The organism is Cryobacterium sp. TMT2-15-1 (assembly GCF_004402345.1).
GTDB classification, from domain to species: domain Bacteria; phylum Actinomycetota; class Actinomycetes; order Actinomycetales; family Microbacteriaceae; genus Cryobacterium; species Cryobacterium sandaracinum.
Window position 1 is genome coordinate 36,904 of sequence record NZ_SOGD01000039.1, and the last position, 18,345, is coordinate 55,248.

The 18,345-nt window shown below is 64.6% G+C and carries 13 protein-coding genes and 1 pseudogene; 8 read left to right on the plus strand and 6 right to left on the minus strand.

The genetic code is table 11. The annotated features are described in order from the left end of the window. Nucleotides 1-97 precede the first annotated feature (97 nt). Nucleotides 98-991 carry a ParA family protein gene (locus E3O62_RS11180; RefSeq protein WP_134394368.1) on the plus strand — a complete coding sequence of 298 codons (894 nt, stop codon included), beginning with the start codon at nt 98-100 and terminating at the stop codon, nt 989-991. Continuing rightward, nucleotides 991-1,941, plus strand: coding sequence for a ParB/RepB/Spo0J family partition protein (locus E3O62_RS11185; protein WP_134398548.1), 951 nt, complete (start codon nt 991-993; stop codon nt 1,939-1,941). Before E3O62_RS11180 ends, E3O62_RS11185 begins: the two co-directional genes overlap by 1 nt. A gap of 2,146 nt (nt 1,942-4,087) precedes the next feature. Here E3O62_RS11185 and E3O62_RS11195 read toward each other — a convergent pair. The 6 genes from E3O62_RS11195 to E3O62_RS11220 all read right to left on the minus strand — a co-directional run bounded on the left by E3O62_RS11195 (nt 4,088) and on the right by E3O62_RS11220 (nt 11,959). Continuing rightward, nucleotides 4,088-5,044, minus strand: coding sequence for an ATP-grasp domain-containing protein (locus tag E3O62_RS11195; protein WP_134398549.1), 957 nt, complete (start codon nt 5,042-5,044; stop codon nt 4,088-4,090). Between the two features lie 49 nt (nt 5,045-5,093). Beyond that, nucleotides 5,094-6,413 (minus strand): PLP-dependent aminotransferase family protein, encoded by a 1,320-nt coding sequence (locus E3O62_RS11200; protein WP_134398550.1) that lies wholly within the window; start codon nt 6,411-6,413, stop codon nt 5,094-5,096. A 118-nt stretch (nt 6,414-6,531) separates the two neighbouring features. After that, nucleotides 6,532-6,855, minus strand: coding sequence for a thioredoxin (gene trxA / locus E3O62_RS11205; RefSeq protein WP_104100656.1), 324 nt, complete (start codon nt 6,853-6,855; stop codon nt 6,532-6,534). A 43-nt stretch (nt 6,856-6,898) separates the two neighbouring features. After that, complete coding sequence (trxB, locus tag E3O62_RS11210; RefSeq protein ID WP_134398551.1) at nt 6,899-7,861, minus strand: thioredoxin-disulfide reductase; 963 nt, start codon at nt 7,859-7,861, stop codon at nt 6,899-6,901. 101 nt (nt 7,862-7,962) lie between these two features. Continuing rightward, nucleotides 7,963-9,582, minus strand: coding sequence for a murein biosynthesis integral membrane protein MurJ (murJ, locus tag E3O62_RS11215; RefSeq protein ID WP_370448918.1), 1,620 nt, complete (start codon nt 9,580-9,582; stop codon nt 7,963-7,965). Beyond that, nucleotides 9,575-11,959 carry a DUF6049 family protein gene (locus tag E3O62_RS11220; RefSeq protein WP_134398553.1) on the minus strand — a complete coding sequence of 795 codons (2,385 nt, stop codon included), beginning with the start codon at nt 11,957-11,959 and terminating at the stop codon, nt 9,575-9,577. Before E3O62_RS11220 ends, murJ begins: the two co-directional genes overlap by 8 nt. An 81-nt stretch (nt 11,960-12,040) precedes the next feature. On the opposite strand from E3O62_RS11220, the gene E3O62_RS11225 reads away from it, so the two are divergent. The 6 genes and pseudogenes from E3O62_RS11225 (at nt 12,041) to dnaB (ending at nt 18,257) form a co-directional block, all read left to right on the plus strand. Then, nucleotides 12,041-13,471 (plus strand): CCA tRNA nucleotidyltransferase, encoded by a 1,431-nt coding sequence (locus tag E3O62_RS11225; protein ID WP_134398554.1) that lies wholly within the window; start codon nt 12,041-12,043, stop codon nt 13,469-13,471. Between the two features lie 1,105 nt (nt 13,472-14,576). Then, nucleotides 14,577-14,945, plus strand: a pseudogene (gene rpsF / locus E3O62_RS11230) (30S ribosomal protein S6); the annotation flags it as partial. Between the two features lie 195 nt (nt 14,946-15,140). Further along, on the plus strand, nt 15,141-15,644 hold the full coding sequence (locus tag E3O62_RS11235; RefSeq protein WP_104100662.1) for a single-stranded DNA-binding protein: 504 nt from the start codon (nt 15,141-15,143) through the stop codon (nt 15,642-15,644). A 56-nt stretch (nt 15,645-15,700) separates the two neighbouring features. Continuing rightward, nucleotides 15,701-15,964, plus strand: coding sequence for a 30S ribosomal protein S18 (gene rpsR, locus E3O62_RS11240; protein ID WP_035835236.1), 264 nt, complete (start codon nt 15,701-15,703; stop codon nt 15,962-15,964). An 8-nt stretch (nt 15,965-15,972) separates the two neighbouring features. Next, the gene (rplI, locus tag E3O62_RS11245) at nt 15,973-16,422 is read left to right on the plus strand and encodes a 50S ribosomal protein L9 (protein WP_104100663.1); all 450 of its coding nucleotides are present in this window, start codon (nt 15,973-15,975) and stop codon (nt 16,420-16,422) included. Between the two features lie 443 nt (nt 16,423-16,865). Further along, nucleotides 16,866-18,257 carry a replicative DNA helicase gene (dnaB, locus tag E3O62_RS11250; protein WP_104100664.1) on the plus strand — a complete coding sequence of 464 codons (1,392 nt, stop codon included), beginning with the start codon at nt 16,866-16,868 and terminating at the stop codon, nt 18,255-18,257. The last annotated feature ends 88 nt before the right edge of the window (nt 18,258-18,345 follow it).

Consider the following 18,345-nt stretch of genomic DNA (forward strand, 5'->3'; position numbering starts at 1 on the left):
ACCGGAGTCCCTGCGGGGGTGGCTCATCAATCGTCGAACGCGAAGGTTTCACGTGAAACAACCTGGCGAAGACCAGCAATCAAGCAAAGCGGCCGCGGTGTTTGACGATACGACCCCGCTTGCGCGTGAGATTTCTGACCTGACGCGGCGCCGACAGCGGATTGCCTCTGAGAGACTGCCGAAGCCGGAGAAGACGCGCGTCATCACCATCTCGAACCAGAAGGGTGGCGTCGGCAAGACCACGACCGCGGTCAACTTGTCGGCGGCTCTGGCCCGTCAGGGCGCGCGCGTTCTGGTGATCGACTTGGACCCCCAGGGCAACGCGTCCACAGCCCTGGGCGTCGAACATCGCGCGGAGACCCCCAGCGTTTACGACGTCATCGTCAACGACGAGGACATGGCTGCGGTCGTTCAGACCAGCCCGGAGTTCGGCTCGCTGTTCTGTGTGCCGGCCACCATCCACCTCGCGGGTGCAGAAATAGAGCTCGTCTCCCTGGTCGCCCGTGAGCAGCGTCTCAACCGTGCCCTCGAATCGCACCTGAAAACGATGGATGACCCCTACGATTACGTTTTCATCGACTGCCCCCCGTCTCTGGGACTCTTGACGATCAACGCCTTCGTCGCGGCCCGCGAGGTGCTGATCCCGATTCAGTGTGAGTACTACGCGCTCGAAGGTCTCAGCCAGCTGCTCAAAAATATCGAATTGATCGAGAAGCACCTGAACCCGGACCTCGGGGTGTCCACGATTCTGCTCACGATGTACGACAGCCGCACCAACCTGGCGAACCACGTGGCCCAGGATGTGCGTGAACACTTCCCCAAGCAGGTTCTGAACACCCTTATACCGCGTTCCGTGCGTGTCTCTGAGGCGCCGAGCTACGGTCAGAGCGTTATCAGTTACGACCTCAACTCTGCCGGATCACTCTCATACCTCGAAGCAGCAGCAGAGATCGCCCATCGGGGCGCCCCCAAGACAGGAGTCGCACTCTAATGGCTAAACGGACTGGGCTTGGCCGGGGGATCGGTGCACTTATCCCCATTCAGGACGATCCGACGCAGGCGCGTCCAGTCGATGTATTCTTCCCGTACGCCAATGCGGTGCGCCCGAACGAGACCGAGGGGCTCCTCCCGGTTCCGGGTGCGCGGCTCGCTCACCTCAATCCCAGCGACATCGTGCCGAATCACGTCCAGCCGCGGAGCACCTTCGATGAGGCCGACCTGGCCGAGCTGGTACACAGCATCCAGGAAGTCGGCGTGCTTCAGCCCATCGTGGTTCGTTCCATTGTGGAGCAGCCCGGCAAATACGAATTGGTGATGGGGGAGCGTCGGCTTCGCGCGACGAAGGTGGCCGGGCTGACCACCATTCCGGCTATCATCCGTGAGACGGCGGATGTCGACATGCTGCGTGACGCGCTCCTGGAGAACCTGCATCGCGCACAGCTGAACCCGCTTGAGGAGGCCTCCGCCTACCAGCAACTGCTGGCCGATTTCGGCATCACCCAGGAAGAGCTGGCACAGAAGATCGGTCGGTCGCGGCCTCAGATCACCAACACCATCCGTTTGCTGAAGCTTCCCGAGGCCGTGCAGATGCGCGTTGCCGCCGGTGTTCTGTCTGCCGGGCACGCGCGAGCGGTCCTCTCCGTCGGGGATCAGGCGGGCATGGTCAAGCTGGCCGACAAGATCGTTAACGAGGATCTTTCCGTGCGGGCAGCGGAGGCTGCGGCCGCGATGCAGCCACGTGTCGATTCTGTCAAGCCCATGGGCGGACGTCGTCAGGGACACCTCGACGAGATCGCGGAACGCCTCGGTGACCGACTCGACACCCGCGTTAAGATCCACTTGGGCGCACGAAAAGGCCAGATCACAGTTGATTTCGCCACGATCGGTGATCTCAATCGCATTCTCGACGTCCTCGGTGAACCCGGTTTCGGAGCCAGCTAGCCTCACCCCACAGTGACGAGCGCCCCGTTGTTTGACCGCTCGGTGGGCGACCAGCCGGTGGCTGGCTAGCCGGTGGTCGATTACCCTGTGTTCGAGTGAGGCGACACCCGCCCTGCCCATCTCGCTCCGAGCCGACCGTGTTTCACGTGAAACATGAGCATCGGCCATCACCCGCGCGTCGAACCCGGCCGCGGTGTTCAAGCCAGTCCAGAGTCTGCCCCTTCACCCTTTCCGGTGGTGGAGCCTGTCGACACCCGACACCCGACACCTCGTCTGCACGTCCATCCAGGTACGCTGGACCGTCCGCTCAGGCCGGCCTGCACATCGTCAGACCGACCCGCGGTCGTCGCCAGCAGAGTCTCCGGGTCGATCAAATCGGTCATCAACTGCACATTAGACGTCACCAGGAAGCAACCTAAGCACGACCGAGGCAAAACAAAAATCCGCATCACGGCCCCTATGGGGCCTAAATCCTGCGCTTCAGAAACGGTGCACTCAAGAAGCAGACCGATCAGCCCACCCTGGATGCACGGTTCGACTCATGGCGCTCACTTCGAGTGAGCAGCCGGCCTGCGCCGAAAGAGACTTGCCTGCAGAGAGTCCAGCGATCCAGTGCTCACAGGTTGTGACAGGCTTGGCCACCGTGGCCACCGTGGCCACCGTGGCCACCGTGGCCACCGTCCCGTCCCGGTGGTGCACCGTGCCCAAGATTGGTTCGCGTCGATCCGTTTCGGTGGTCGACGTCGTCACGCGTCGGGCACCGCGGGTCCTTCCAGGTGACCGTGCATGACGCGGACCAACTCGGTGGATCATAAGTGTTTCGCGGGTAAGGTTCATCGGTGAAGCCACCCTGGGATCCCGTCAACCGAGGACTTGTTCCCCACGGCTCGTGTGGTTGGCCCCGCCGTTTATGAAACACGAAGGAGAGGCGCCTGCACCGAGTGCTGCGCGAACTCACCAGGACCCGCGTAAGGCCGTATCGGCAGCGCGTTTTTTTCCCTGATCCAGAATGCCGGGAACCAACCGCGTCGAGCTCAAGAATCCCGACAGGAAGACCCACAGATATGACGTTCAGACCGGGTGGGCCTCCATGCGCACGGGATACAGCGCGCTGCGTAGGCGAGAAGTATCGTCTCCCCGTCCCGTCCCGTCTCGACACGGTCATGTTTCACGTGAAACACACTTCGAGTTCGGATCCCGTCCCCAAAAAGCTCGACACTGGTGCAGCTTCGCAGCGTCGCCACCTCCGCGCACCTGTGCTGGTGCCCATTCCGGTCTCGACAGTGGACCAACGATTTGAGTGTGTTCGTGAGATCGGGGATTGTCAGCGGATGCAACCGCCCACGGCCTGGCTGGCGTCTGTCACAGTCGCATTTCGATCAGCCACTTGCGCCGACCTGATTAATGTCTCCGGTGTGTATCGCGAGTGATCCTGGGCACACGGTGCGGCGGAACGGTGAGAATGTCCTACCGCGCTTTGGCGCTGTGTGCCGACTCCGTGGAGGCACACTAGGTCGTCTGTGGTCGGGTCTCATTCCACCGGCTCGGGTCACGGCGGCCGAATTCGCGAAGGAGGAACGCTGCCACAGGGGTGGGTAGGGGAGGGGTCAGTCACACCGAGCCTGCTCGCCCCGTGGATGTCCTCGGGCCGGTCGTACATGGAGACTCGGTTGCTTGGTGTCTGGTGCGGTCAGCGAGTGCAGGTGTCGTGGGCGTTTCACGTGAAACGTTGAATTCCGCAGAACAGGGTCTCGGTCAGCGGACGGTGGCGAGTGTGGCCGGGGCTGTCCCTCGCGAGCATTGTTGATCCATTAATGCTTCTCGACGCAGGAAGACTTCGGCGACGTCGTCGGCAGCACCTGGAAGTGAGGTCGCGGACTCTTTCACTACACTGGCGGAAAGGGTGACGCGCACACACACCCGGCGCCGGCGTCCGGGCATTCGTCGGGCAGACACAGGGATTGCAGGGCGCCCATTCCGGCAGGGCGGGCAGTGTGGGCGGTGTGGGCGGTGTGGGCGCCGGGGTGGGTGCTCGACAACAACCACCAGCGTGAGGGGGGGGGCGCGCCCTCGAAGAGCTCGTCCACCGACGGGCATCAGTAGCGCCAGAACCATGTTTCACGTGAAACACGGTCCACGGCGCGTACTACGAGCCGGCGATGGCGGCTCGGGCGAGGGCGTCGTAGACGGCCCCGAGAGACTGACCGGAAGCCTCGATGCACATGGGTACCAGGGACGTCTCGGTCAGACCCGGAAGCACGTTCGCTTCCAGGAACCAGGGAACGCCATCCGAGTCCACGATCAGGTCGATGCGGGAGATGTGGCGCAGGCCGAGCAGTTCATGGATGGCGACCGCGGTTTCGGCCACCAGCTCCGCAAGCTCCGCGTGGATCCGGGCCGGTGTGTAGAACAGCGTCTCTCCCGCGTTGTAGCGGGCTTCGAAGCTGTAGACGCCGTCAATGGGCACGATCTCCACGGCGGGCAGTGCAACGGGGCCGTCTCCGATGTCGATGACCGTGACCGCGAGTTCGGTACCCTCGACCTTCTCCTCCACCAGGGCGACCGTGGCATAGGTGTAGGCGTCCACCATGGCACGCGGCAGTCCGGCGGGGGAGTCGATGATGTTGACCCCCTGGGCCGAGCCGCCCTCGGCTGGTTTCACCACGAGCGGCGTGGGCAGGGCCGTCAGAAGGTACTCGAGGACGCTGGCGGCACCGAGATCGCGGAACGTCTCGGAGGACAGGGCGATTGCGTCGGGGGTGGCGTAGCCGGCCCGGCGCACGATCTCCTTGGCGATCGGCTTCGACCAGGCCAGACGGGCCGGTCCACCCAGCGAGCCAACATGCGGTATCCCGGTGGTCTCCAGCAGGGCCAGGAGTGCCCCGTCCTCACCAGTGGCTCCGTGCACAACCGGCCAGATCACATCGGGTTTCCGCATGGTCAGATCGGCGAGCAGGCCGGCCTGCGGGTCCAGAACGGTGACGGTGTGGCCCAGGCTCGTCAGTGCATCCGCGACCCGGCGACCCGAACGCAGTGAGATGTCCCGTTCGTGCGAGATCCCGCCCGCGAGGACAACGATGTCAAGTGGCAAAAAATCGCTCATGGTCAGGGTTTTCCTTGCTTTGGCTGGTGTGGATACCGAGGAAGACGAACTACGAAATGTCGGGGGGCGGGGAGTTGAAGCGGCCTTCTGCGCGCAGCGGGTTCAGGGAACCGGTGCCGGCGAAGGTCTCGAGCAGGTCGAGTTCATCACGGAGGACGGATGCAAGGCGACGGATTCCGACCCGGATGTGATCCGGCGTCGGGTAGCAGAACGAAAGGCGCATGTTGCGCCGCCCGTCGCCGTCGGCGAAGAACGCGGTGCCGGGCGTGTACGCCACGAGTTCCTTGACCGCCCGCGGCAGCATGGCCTTGGAGTCCAGTCCCTCTGGGAGAGTGACCCAGACGTAGAACCCTCCGTTCGGATTGGTCCAGGTGAGGCCGGGCAGGTACTCTTCCAGGGCGTCCAGCAGTGCGTTCTTGCGCTCGTGGTAGACCCCGCGGAAGGTGTTGATCTGGCCCTTCCAATCGGACGTCGCCAGGTACTCGGAAATCACCAGCTGGCTGAACGAGCTGGGGGAGAGCACCGCGGCCTCGTTGGCAAGCACCAACTTCTCCCGGATGGCGTGCGGGGCCAGCGCCCAACCGACCCGGAAGCCCGGGGCGAGGGTCTTGGAAAACGTGCCCAGGTAGACGACTCCGTCCTCTTCGAGCGAGCGCATCGCATCCGGTGCCGGCTGGTCGAAGTAGAGCAGGCCGTAGGGGTTGTCTTCCAACACCAGGATGTCGTTCGCCCGGGCGATCGCGAGGATCTCGAGGCGACGGGCCCAGCTGAGGGTCACTCCGGCCGGGTTATGGAAGTTCGGGATCGTATACAGGAACTTGATGGTCTTGCCGGCTGCCTTGAGGCGCTGGATGTGCTGGCGGAGCGCTTCGGGAATGAGGCCGTGCTCGTCCATAGGAACGTGCTCGACCTCGGCCTGATAGGACTTGAAGATGACCATGGCCGTGACGTAGCTGGGGCCCTCCGAGAGCACCACGTCGCCCGGGTCGAGAAAAAGCTTACTGACCAATTCGAGGGCATGCTGGGACCCTGTCGTCACGACGACATCGTCTGCGTGCGCACGGATGCCTTCAAGCCCCATCACCTCGAGTATCTGCTCCCTCAGAACGGGAACACCCTGACCAGAGCCGTATTGGAGAGCCACGGGGCCCTGCTGGCGCATGACCCGGTCCATGGCGTTGATGACCAGGTCGGGCGGTAGGGCGGCCACGAAGGGCATGCCACCGGCCAGTGAGACGACCTCGGGGCGGGAGGCGACCGCGAAGAGAGCCCTGACCTCGGAGGCGCGCAACCCCGCGGCTCGCTCGGCGTAGTGGTGGTACCACGGGTCGAGGTTGTTGCCGGTCTGGGGGGAGCGCTTCGCTGTCACGTCACTTCCGATCTGGTGAGGTTTCAATCGTATGCGGTCGGTACCATCCGGCCCGAATCCCAAAAAACCCGCCCGGCGTGAGCCGGACGGGTCGGGGCCTCGGAAGAGGCAGGGCCGGTTAGGCCAGGTAGGCGGCCAAATCCTTCTCGAGGGCGACCTTCGGCTTGGCGCCGATGACGGTCTTGACGACCTCGCCCTTCTGGAACACCTTCATCGCCGGGATGGAGGTGATCTGGTACTTGGCGGCCAGCGCCGGGAAGTCGTCGACGTTCAGCTTGACGATGTCGAGCTTGTCAGCGTTCTCGCTGGCAATCTGGTCGAGGATCGGGCTGACGGCGCGACACGGGCCACACCATTCCGCCCAGAAGTCCACCAGAACGGTCTTTTCGTTGTTGATGACTTCCTGGTCGAAGGTGACGTCGGTGACGGCGCGTGCAGACATGTGGTTACTCCTTAGTTGAGGGTTAGGTGACTTCGGTGAGGGGTTATGCGAGTGCGGGTTCGCCGGCGCTGGCCAGCAGGTCCTCGGGAAGCGAGGCCAGGTAGTGCTCCGCGTCGAGTGCGGCGACGGTTCCGGAGGCCGCTGCGGTTACCGCCTGGCGATAGGTCGGGTCGATCACGTCCCCGGCGGCGAAAACACCGGTCTGGCTGGTTTTCGAGCTGCGACCGGCGACGGCGATGGTGCCTTCGGGGGTCAAGTCGAGCTTGGTGTGCACGAGGTGCGTGCGCGGGTCGTTGCCGATGGCCACGAAGATTCCGCCGAGAGGGAGCAAGGTTTCGTCACCCGAGACGGTGTTGCGCAGAACCAGGCCGTCGACGGCATCCGTGCCGGTGATGCCGACGACCTGGGAGTTCCAGAGGAATTCAATCTTGGGATTGGCGAACGCACGGTCCTGCATGATTTTGGAGGCCCGCAGGGTGTCCTTGCGGTGCACGACGTAGACCTTGCTGGCGAAGCGGGTGAGGAAGGTGGCCTCTTCCATCGCGGAGTCGCCGCCTCCGATCACGGCGATCGTCTTCTCCTTGAAGAAGAAGCCGTCGCAGGTGGCGCACCAGGAAACGCCGCGGCCGGATAGGCGCTCTTCGTCGTCCAGGCCCAGCTTGCGGTAGGCGGAACCCGTGGCAAAAATCACGGCGAGGGCTTCGTGCTTCTCGCCGCTGCCCAGAGTGATGGTCTTGGTGTCGCCGGAAAGCTCGAGCTCGGTGACATCGTCATAGGCGACCTCGGTGCCGAACCGCTCGGCCTGCTCCTGCATCTTGGACATCAGTTCCGGTCCCTGGATGCCGTCGGGGAAGCCCGGGTAGTTCTCCACCTCGGTTGTGTTCATCAGTTCGCCGCCGGCCTCGACCGAACTTGCGATCAGAAGCGGCTTCAGGTTCGCCCGGGCGGCATAGATCGCGGCCGTGAAACCGGCCGGTCCGGAGCCGATGATGATGATCTGACGCACGCGTAGACTCCTTCAGATTATGGGGGAAGCGATCTCGATTGCCTCGCTGCCGGATACAACACATCCTAATCGGATGCTATTCCACGCCGGCTGGGGACCGGTCAGCGACGACGGATGCGGTCGATCAGCGGGTCGATGAAGCCGCGCAGCTCAGCGGTGCGCATGAGGAGCAGCAGGCCGAAGTAGACGCCTGACATGGCGAGGCCGATGACGATCATGGTGAGAACGGCCTGGAACTTCCCGGACAGGGCGAATCCGGCCTCCTGGGTGCCGCCAAGCACGAGCAGGAGGAGAACGCCGGCCGTGATCGCGGGCACAGCCGCGACGAAGTACTTCACGAGGCTGCGCAGGATGCGCCGGCCGTCGATGCCGCCGAGGCGCACACGGAGCAGCCCTGCCGCCAGCAGGGCCTGCGCGATGCCGGACACGGTGACCGTGAGTGCGACGCCCGCTGCGATCCAGGCGCTGGGCAGGAGCGAGCAGGCAAGGACGCCGATGATGACCAGCGTCACCTGGAACAGGGTGAAGTAGAACGGCGTACGGGTGTCGCCGAGCGCGTAGAAGGTGCGTTGTACGACGAACAGGACGCAGAACGCGACGAGGCCGAGCACGTAGGCGACGATGACGTTGCCGATGCTCTGTACCTGGTCGTAGGGGGCGACGAAGACCCGGGCGAACGGGTAGGCGCAGACCGCGATGACGGCGGAGGCGAGCACGATGATCAGGGTGGTGCCGCGGATGGCGGAGGAGGCATCCGTTCTGACCAGGGCCAGCTTGCCCACCGAGGCGTGCTCGCTCATCCGGGTGAAGTAGGCGGTGGCGACCGAGACGGTAATCACCGAATGCGGGAGCATGAAGATGAGCCAGGCCGTGTTGAGTGCGGCGACCGAGGCGTCGGAGTCGCCGGCGAGGGTGACCACCCGGGTCTCGACGACGCCGGCCAGGGTGGTCAGCAGGAGCATCCCAAAGGTCCAGCTCGCCATCCGGCCGGCCACGCCGAGACCGACGCCGCGGAAGCGGAAGTCGGGGCGGAAGCGCAGACCGATGCGGTGCCAGAAATAGAACAGGACGACCGCCTGCAGCACGACGCCGAGCGTGGCGCTCCCGGCGAGGACGGCGATCATCGCGGGCGTGAACGCGGTGGCCAGCCGGGTCCCGTTCGGGTCGGCTCCGTAGAGCGCCGAAAAGGTGAGCAGGCCCGCGATTGCCACGACGTTGTTGAGTACGGGAACCCAGGTGAACGGGCCGAAGGACTTGCGGGCGTTCAGGACCTCTCCGAGGACCGTATACAGGCCGTAGAAAAAGATTTGTGGCAGGCACCAGAAGGCGAACGCCGTGGCGAGGGCCAGCGAATCCGGCTTCATGTTGGACCCGTAGATCAGGGTCAACAGTGGAGCAAGCGCGGTGGCTGCGATGGTGGTCGCGGCGAGGATCACCAGGGCCAGCGTGAGGAGTTTGTTGATGTACGCCGTGCCACCGTCGGCGTGCAGGCTGGCGCGCACGATCTGCGGCACCAGGACGGCCGTCAGCACCCCACCGGCCACGATGACGTAGACCGTGTTCGGAAGCTGATTCGCCACGGCGAAGGCGTTGGTGCTCTGACCGACCTGGCCGATCACCCCCGCCAGCACGATCAGCTTCACGAAGCCGAGGATGCGAGAAACAATGGTTCCGGAGGCGAGGAACGCGCTCGCCCGGCCGATGCTGTCGGTCTTAGGCACGGGGCTCCGTTGGGGCATCGGCCGTGCTGTCGGGGTTCAGCGGGCCGGGCGCAGCGTCGGCGGCCCCGGATTCGGGCTCTTCTCCTGGGTGTGCTCCGGTGTCAGGGACTGTGGCCGGTTCTGCCTCTGGCTCAGGGGCGTCCGCAGTCTCAGTTTCGGCACGTTCCCGTCGGCGGCGCAGAATGTTGCGCCACACCCCGAACCCGAAGAACAGCACCACGAACGCGGCGAACAGGAGGGATCCGAGGCCTTCCCAGTCCGCGCGCACGTTGATCGGGATGAGTGCGGGTTGCGAGATGACCGTTCCCGCCGGAGTGAGCAGGGTCACGCGCAGGGTGACGGCGCCGTTTCCCACTGCGGCCGTCACCGGGATGGTCACGGTGCGGGCGGATTGGGCTTCGATGGTGGACTCCACCGCCTCGCCGACCAGGAGGCGCCCGTTGGAGGGAACGACCTGAACCATCACCGTCACGGCCTGGCTCAGGGCATTGTCCAGGGTCACCGGTATGTCGACCTGGCTGCCGACCACGTTGATGGGGCCCTTGGTCGCGACCGTGATGGAGCCCACGAGCGCCGCGGAGTTCGCGAGGCTGGTGCCGACGGCATCCGCCCAACTGGCCTCCTGGGATGCCCAGGAATTGGACAGCAGGGCCATCAGGTCCAGGCGCTGCGTGCCTGTGACGATCGCCGGGTCGGACAGTACGGAGGAAAAGTCGGTGACCGTCTTATCGGCCTCGAAGAGCTCGGCGGCCAGGGCCACGCGATCCTCCGGCTCGGCCTGGCTGTCAAACTCGACCTCTTCGGCTGGGACGGATGCCCGCACCTCCGGCAGGGTGGACGGCGCGTACCACCGCAAGCCGGCCAGCGCGTCGATGGTCTCGGTGAGTCGGTCCGCGCTGGGCGGCCACCCGCGGTCGAAAGTGGCCAGGAGGGTGCGCGCGGTTCCGGGGCGCTCGGCCGAGACGACCGCCAGCTGCGAGCTGACCTGGGACATGGCTTCGCGCCACGCGACATCCGTCGTCGCCGCCGCGGCAGTGCGCAGGGCGGCAGCCAGCGGGTCGTCGACGACCAGACCCGAACCGTGGCCGGTGCCGAGATCAAGGGTTGCATTCGGGGTGAAGTCGCCGGCGGCCCCGGATGCGTTCGATCCGCCCAAAATAGTTGTGTTGAGGCCACTGGCCGCGAAAACGTCCAGGTCTGCACTCGCAACGTCACCCTCGGCCGGCCAGCCGATGTCAGTGGCGCTATATTCCCAAGCAAGCAACTCTTTCGTGGTGGGTGGTGTGCCATCGCTGGGGGGTGCGGGCTGGTCCGTTGTCGGCGCCGGTGTCTCGGTGCCTGGCGGGAGGGCAGGGTCGGAGTTCGGCGGCACGGGCTGGTCGGTCGCGGCGAACAAGGCAGGGTCGATCGCCTGGTCGAACGTGGTGGGCGTCAGCAGCGGCCCGGTGCCGGCTTGAGCCTGCAGGGCAAGGTCGGCATCTGCATAGCTGAGCGGGAATATATCATTCGGAGCCTCGTCCAGCCGGTTCAGCCACGCGATTGCGCCGGGCGGTGCCGCCGAACCGAGGATTCGGATGGAAACAAGGATCAGCGGGTCAATGGCAATGGTTACCGGGCGTCCGACCACGCCGTCGAGCTGGCGGCTCAGAACACCGGTCGGCGCCGTGAAGGTTTCCAGTGCTTTTGACGTAATCAGGCCCGTCGATTGCGCGGGGACGGTGATCGGCATGATCACCGACATGTTGACGGGGGTGACCTCTTCGTCGGAATACCAGACGAAGGTGCCTCGGCCCTCGGCCCGCACCCTGTCGTCTGTGCTCAGGGTGGCGGCAATGCCGCGGGCACCCCAGGCGTTGCCGCTGGTGAGGCCCACGGAGCCGGCCGGCACGGTCAAGGTGAAGATCTCGGTGCTGTCCGGCTGAATGGACGCCGTCGTGGGCTCGCTCAGCATGAGATCGCCGGGTTTGCTGTTCTTCTCCGGATCCAGCCAGCTGTTGAGGGCGTTGCGGCTGATCAGGGCCCGTTCCGCGAGGAAGAGGTTGATGGTGCCCGGAGAGATGGTGTCAGGGGTCGCGTTCTCGACGGTGACGGTGACGGTGAGGTCCTGGCCGGCCTGGAGGGGCGCCAGTGTGGCGGGTGCCACGCTCAGGTTCACCGCATTGGCCCTTACGGCGGCGGGGGTCTTCGCCGTCGGGGCAGATGCCGATGTGGTTTCAGACGTGGTCGCGGATGCGGGCAGACCGGCGGAGGCGACCGGCAGAACTCCGGCCAGCAGGCCGATCAGAACGGCGCCGATCGGCCTCTTCGTGCGTGACCAGAGGCCGCGCATCGCTCCAGGGAGCGCGGGCCGACGCTTGAGAACAGACTCGGCCACCATGTACGGGATTCTACGGCTTCGACGCGGGGGTAACGCCGCACGGGGGCAGCCGGCGTAGCTTCACCAACTAACATGGGGGTCATGCAGAGCGTTGCGACAGCCCTCAAGCGACTGGGCGACCTGGCTGCCACCCCGACCGTTTCCCGATTGGCGACCGCGTTCCAGACGGCTGGACACGAATTGGCCCTCGTCGGCGGACCGGTCCGCGACGCCTTCCTCGACCGGCCGTTCAACGACCTCGATTTCACGACGGATGCCACGCCGGACCAGATCCTGCACCTCGTGAAGCCGATCTCGGATGCCCACTGGGATATCGGCCGCGCCTTCGGAACGATCGGCGCCCAAATCGCCGGCGAAAAGGTGGAGATCACGACCTACCGGTCGGACAGCTACGACGGCCAGACCCGCAAGCCCAAGGTGGTTTACGGCCACCGCCTGGAGGACGACCTGCTGCGCCGCGATTTCACGGTGAACGCGCTGGCTCTGCGCCTGCCGGGGCTGACTCTGGTCGACCCCGCGAACGGCATCGATGACCTCCTGGCCGGTATTCTGCGCACGCCGATTTCCCCGGAGATCTCGTTCGGCGACGACCCGCTGCGCATGATGCGGGCGGCCCGGTTCACCGCCCAGCTCGGATTCGCCCTCCACGCCGACACCGCGGAAGCGATGCAAGCGATGGCGGACCGCATCCGTAATATCTCAGCCGAGCGCATCGGCGACGAGCTCTCGAAGCTGCTGTGTGCGGACAATCCGCATGCCGGGCTCGAACTGCTGGTGGACTCCGGGCTCTGCAGCCGGGTGCTGCCGGAGATCCCCGCCCTGCGCCTCGAAGTCGACGAGCACCACCACCACAAGGATGTCTACCAGCACACCCTGACGGTGCTGGACCAGGCCATCGGCTACGAGAAGTCCCGCGGCAGCTTCGACGGCCCCGACCTGATCGTGCGCCTGGCGGCGCTGCTCCACGACATCGGCAAGCCCGCGACCCGCAAGCTCGAGCCGGGCGGCGTGGTCAGTTTCCACCACCACGACCTGGTCGGCGCGAAGCTGGCGAAGAAGCGGCTACAGGCCCTCCGTTTCGACAACGACACTATTGCCGCCGTGGCACGCCTGATCGAACTGCACCTGCGTTTTTTCGGCTACACCGAGGGTGCCTGGACGGACTCCGCGGTGCGGCGCTACGTGCGGGACGCCGGCGACCAGCTCGAACGACTGCACATCGTGACCCGTGCGGACGTCACCACCCGTAACCGCCGCAAGGCGGACCGGCTCGGCTTCGCCTACGACGACCTGGAACAGCGCATCACGGAGCTGAACGAACAGGAAGAGATGGCGGCGGTGCGCCCCGATCTTGACGGTGAGCAGATCATGGCCGTCCTCGGCGTGGGTCCGGGCCGTGACGTCGGCGAGGCCTACCGGTACCTGCTCGAGCAGCGGCTGGATGACGGGCCGCTCGGCGAAGACGAGGCCACCCGCCGCCTGATCGCCTGGTGGGCCGAGCGCGCACAGTAGGCCCTCCCGGCGCCTTCCGGGGCCAACTCTTCGCCGAGGTGAGACTCGAGATGCGGTGGCATTTCGCGAGCGGAGGTGTGACTATTCCTCCACAGGACCTCCGCCGCCGATCTTGGACACAGGAGCCGCCCTTGCGATCGGAGCCAGTTGGCCGCACCACCAGCATGGCGCTATGAATCCCAACTCCCCGCATGACTGGCGGCCACTGTATCTCGGTCGTGACGCTCGGTTTCTCGGCAGCGATGGGCGTCCTGTTCAACGGCTGGTCGGGTCCGGTCACGCCGTTCGCCTACGACGTGGCGTTGCCGTTGACGCGACCGGCCGGGACACCATCAGCGATCGTGATCGGTACTTCTTGCGTATGCGCGCTGTGGAAGCCACCAGAAAGTCCCAGCCCGTCTACTCTCACGAATCGGCTGCTGTTTTGTGGGGACTGCCCCTCCTCGGCAGATGGCCCGACGAGGGCCACCTCCGAACGGCACGGCTGCGTTCGGGATCGACCGCGACATCCCGCTTGATCGACCCGACTCCGACGGACCAACGCGTGGGGCACGAGCCGCTCGGATCGCCATTGTCTTCGGCGACAATCGATCCGGTTCGGTGGGCGAGTCCCTCAGCCGGGGACAGATTCACCTGTGCGGATTCCCGCGCCCTCATGAACGGGCGTACCAGTGAAGAAGTCGTGTGGTCAGAAAAGCTTCACGAGGACCGGCTTCGCGGGACGGGGCACGGAATGGAGCGCTGGATCTGGGCGGAAGCGCTCCGCCGAGAGAGCCTGAAGCGGCTCCTGCTCGCCGCCGGACTGCGTCCGAACCAAGGAAATACCCCAACAGGTGAAGCGACCGTCGCCGTTCCTGCCGACCATCGCCGATAGAACGACGATGGTCGACACAGTTGGCGATTCTCGCGACAGCGGTGATGGACTCGGCGGCGACGAGGGCGCCATCCGGGTGAACGGGCGGAGGCGGTGGCGGAGGGCCGCCGTTTCCGGTAGCCTTGGCAGGTTGTCTGTGCGCCGGATTCCCGGCCTCCGCTCACAACACATGCACAACCCTCCTGTTGCAGAGATTCTGCAGCCGTTTAGTCCGAAGGAGGTGGGTTAGTCATGCATCAGTACGAGTTGATGGTTATCCTCGATCCCGAGATCGATGAGCGCACCGTAGCTCCCAGCCTTGACAAGTTCCTCAACGTTGTTCGCAACGATGGTGGAAGCATTGACAAGGTTGACGTTTGGGGTCGCCGCCGTCTCGCTTACGAGATCAACAAGAAGTCCGAAGGCATCTACGCCGTTGTCGACTTCACCGCCAACGCTTCTGCCACGGCCGAGCTCGACCGCCAGCTGAAGCTGTCGGAAGCCGTCATGCGCACCAAAGTTCTGCGCGCAGAAGAAGGCATTGCCCAGGTTGCCGTCGCAAGCAAGCTTGCCGCCGAGAAGGCCGCCCGCAAGGCAGCCAACCCGAAGGTAATCGCTGCGAAGGCTGAAGCCGCCGCTGCCGCCCCGACCGCCAAGGTCGCCGCGTCCGTGAAGCCAGCATCGGCAGCTGCTGCCGCCGCGGTCAAGGCTGCTCCGGCCAAGGTCGAAGCCCCGGTTGTCGACGCTTCTGCCACGGCAGAAGCTGTTGCTCCCGCCCCGGCCGCGTCCGCCGACAAGGCAAGCGACAAGTAGCCCGTGGCCGGCGAGACCGTAATTACCGTGGTGGGCAACCTGACCAGCGATCCCGAGCTGCGGTATACGCAGAACGGGCTGGCGGTTGCCAACTTCACCATCGCATCCACTCCGCGCAATTTCGATCGCGCGACCAGTGAGTGGAAAGATGGCGAGTCGCTCTTCCTGCGCGCGAGCGTTTGGCGTGAATTCGCCGAGCACGTAGCTGGTTCACTGACCAAGGGTACCCGTGTCATCGCTTCCGGGCGTCTCAAGCAGCGTTCGTATGAGACGAAGGAAGGCGAGAAGCGAACGAGCATGGAGCTCGAGATCGATGAAATCGGTCCTTCGCTGAAATACGCCACCGCTCAGCTCACTCGCGCGCAGTCCTCGTCTTCTCCTCGAGGCGGTGGCTCACCTGCCGTTGCCTCGAACGACGAGCCCTGGGCTGCCAGCGCCCCCGCCGCGAACACCGGTGGAGATGTCTGGAACACTCCGGGAAACTTCAGCGACGAGACACCCTTCTAAGCCGAGCCGTACAGGCTGTTGGCTGAAAAACACTTCTTTGAGAAAGTAAGGAAATCATGGCTGGAAAGTCGAGCGGCGACCGCCGCAAGCCGCTCCGCGGTGCTAAGGGTGGCAAGAATGCCGCTCCCGCGAAGTCGATCCGGGTTGGTGTCATCGATTACAAAGATGTCCCCACCCTCCGCAAGTTCATCTCCGAGCGTGGAAAGATCCGCGCCCGTCGTATCACCGGTGTTTCCGTTCAGGAGCAGCGTCTCATCGCCCGCGCCGTCAAGAACGCTCGCGAAATGGCGCTGCTGCCCTACGCCGGTTCAGGCAGGTAGGACACCTCATGTCAAAAATCATTCTGACGCACGAGGTCTCCGGCCTCGGTGCACCCGGTGACATCGTCGAGGTCAAGAACGGGTACGCCCGCAACTACCTCTACCCGCAGGGATTTGCTGTTTCCTGGACTCGCGGTGGCGAGAAGCAGATTCAGCAGATCAAGGCCGCTCGCGTAGCCCGCGAGCACGCCACCCTCGAGGAGGCGCAGGCCCTCAAGGCTGCACTCGAGAACGCCAAGGTCAAGTTGGTCGTCAAGGCCGGCGAAGGCGGACGCCTTTTCGGCTCCGTCAAGACCACGGATGTTGCGGATGCAGTTGCCGCAGCGGGTCTCGGTGCCCTCGACAGGCGCAAAATCGAGCTCAGCCCGATCAAGATGACGGGTGAGCACCAGGCAACGGTTCGCCTTCGTGACGAACTGAGTGCGACCATCACACTGCTGGTGGTAGCTGCCAAGTAAGCGTTACAGCTGTGCACCCGTGTGGCGGTGGGTTCCGAAAGGAACCCACCGCCACACCTGTTTAAGCGATGCCGCACACCCAATTGGGGGTGATTTCAGTCCCAGAACATGAGGTGCTGTACACAGGTTTTCCCACACCTCGACAAGATTCAACACGTACTTTAGACAGGTTTTCTTCACATCGTTGTGAATAGAATTAATGCCTGATCAAATGGTATTTATCTGCTGAAAAACTTAAGTTGTCCACAGTTGATTCCACAGCTTGTGCACAAGACACGCGGCGTTTCGCCCAGATTCTCCACAGGCTTATCCACAGGGTGGTTTGTTCTCCGCCGAGCCGGGTCCGTATGGTGAGCACGCGGCCGCAATCGGGGTATGCACAGTGCCCGGCAGCGATGTCGGTGGGCCCTGATAGAACTGCACCACGAGTAAAGGAGGCACAAGTGTCGATCTCTCACTTGGGTCTGGCGGACAAGCGCGGGGCAGACTCACGCGGCGGACTGGAAGCCCGGCACACCGAGCGCACGCTCCCGCACGACCTCCTGGCCGAGCAGAGCGCGCTCGGCGGCATGATGCTGAGCAAGGATGCCGTCGCCGACGTCGTCGAGACCGTGCGCGCCGCAGACTTTTACATTCCCAAGCACGAGATCATCTTCGACGCGATTCTGTCGCTCTACGCGCAGGGCGAGCCGACCGACGTCATCGCCGTCACCGACGAGCTCACCAAGCTCGGCGAACTATCCCGGGCCGGCGGCGCCGACTACTTGCACACGCTCACGAGCCTCGTGCCGACCGCGGCCAACGCCGGTTTCTACTCTTCGATCGTCGCCGAGCGCGCCCTCCTCCGGCGCCTCGTCGAGGTCGGCACCCGCATCGCCCAGATGGGTTATTCGGGTGAGGGCGAGGTGTTGGATCTGGTCAATACCGCCCAGGCCGAGGTCTATGCCGTCACGGGTGGCAGCGAAACCGAAGACTATGTGCCGCTGACCGATGCGGTCACAGCCGCGATCGAGGAGATCGAGGCTGCCAAGCTCAAGGACGGTCAGATGACCGGTGTCCCCACCGGCTTCGCCGATATGGACGAGCTGACCAACGGCTTCCATCCCGGCCAGCTGATCATCGTGGCGGCCCGTCCGGCGCTGGGTAAGTCCACGCTCGCCCTCGACTTCGCCCGGGCAGCCTCCATCAAGCACGACATGCCCAGCATTTTCTTCTCCCTGGAAATGGGCCGCAGCGAAATCGCGATGCGTCTGCTCGCGGCCGAAGCATCCGTGCCCTTGCAGAGCATGCGCAAGGGCGCCGTCGACGCGCGCGACTGGACCACCATTGCCGCCACCCGCGGTCGTATCAACGACGCCCCGCTTTACATCGACGACAGCCCCAACATGACCCTGGTCGAGATCCGGGCCAAGTGCCGCCGGCTGAAGCAACGGGTCGGCCTCAAGATGGTCATCATCGACTACCTGCAGCTGATGACGTCGGGCAAGAAGGTCGAGTCGCGCCAGCAGGAGGTCAGTGAGTTCTCCCGCGCGCTCAAGTTGATGGCCAAGGAGCTACAGGTTCCCGTCATCGCCCTCTCCCAGCTCAACCGTGGTCCCGAACAGCGCGCGGACAAGATGCCGGCCATCTCAGACCTGCGCGAGTCCGGTTCGCTCGAGCAGGACGCCGACATGGTCATCCTGCTGCACCGCGAGAGCGCGTACGAGAAGGACAATCCGCGTGCCGGCGAGGCGGACCTGATCGTCGCCAAGCACCGTAACGGCCCCACGCGCACCGTCACGGTCGCGTTCCACGGCCATTACTCCCGCTTCGCCGATATGGTGCCGGGCGCCTGATACCCACCCCAGCGCGGTCATATTCTCCGGGCGGCACGCGAATCCCACTACGCTACGAACGGGGACGAAAGTGCCGCGCAAGCGTTCG

Bases quoted from the DNA above. Each gene is read 5' to 3' on its own strand.
- E3O62_RS11185 (WP_134398548.1), top strand. From the start codon at position 991: ATGGCTAAACGGACTGGGCTTGGCCGGGGGATCGGTGCACTTATCCCC.
- E3O62_RS11195 (WP_134398549.1), bottom strand. From the start codon at position 5,044: ATGAGCGATTTTTTGCCACTTGACATCGTTGTCCTCGCGGGCGGGATC.
- trxA (WP_104100656.1), bottom strand. From the start codon at position 6,855: ATGTCTGCACGCGCCGTCACCGACGTCACCTTCGACCAGGAAGTCATC.
- E3O62_RS11220 (WP_134398553.1), bottom strand. From the start codon at position 11,959: ATGGTGGCCGAGTCTGTTCTCAAGCGTCGGCCCGCGCTCCCTGGAGCG.
- E3O62_RS11225 (WP_134398554.1), top strand. From the start codon at position 12,041: ATGCAGAGCGTTGCGACAGCCCTCAAGCGACTGGGCGACCTGGCTGCC.
- rpsR (WP_035835236.1), top strand. From the start codon at position 15,701: ATGGCTGGAAAGTCGAGCGGCGACCGCCGCAAGCCGCTCCGCGGTGCT.
- rplI (WP_104100663.1), top strand. From the start codon at position 15,973: ATGTCAAAAATCATTCTGACGCACGAGGTCTCCGGCCTCGGTGCACCC.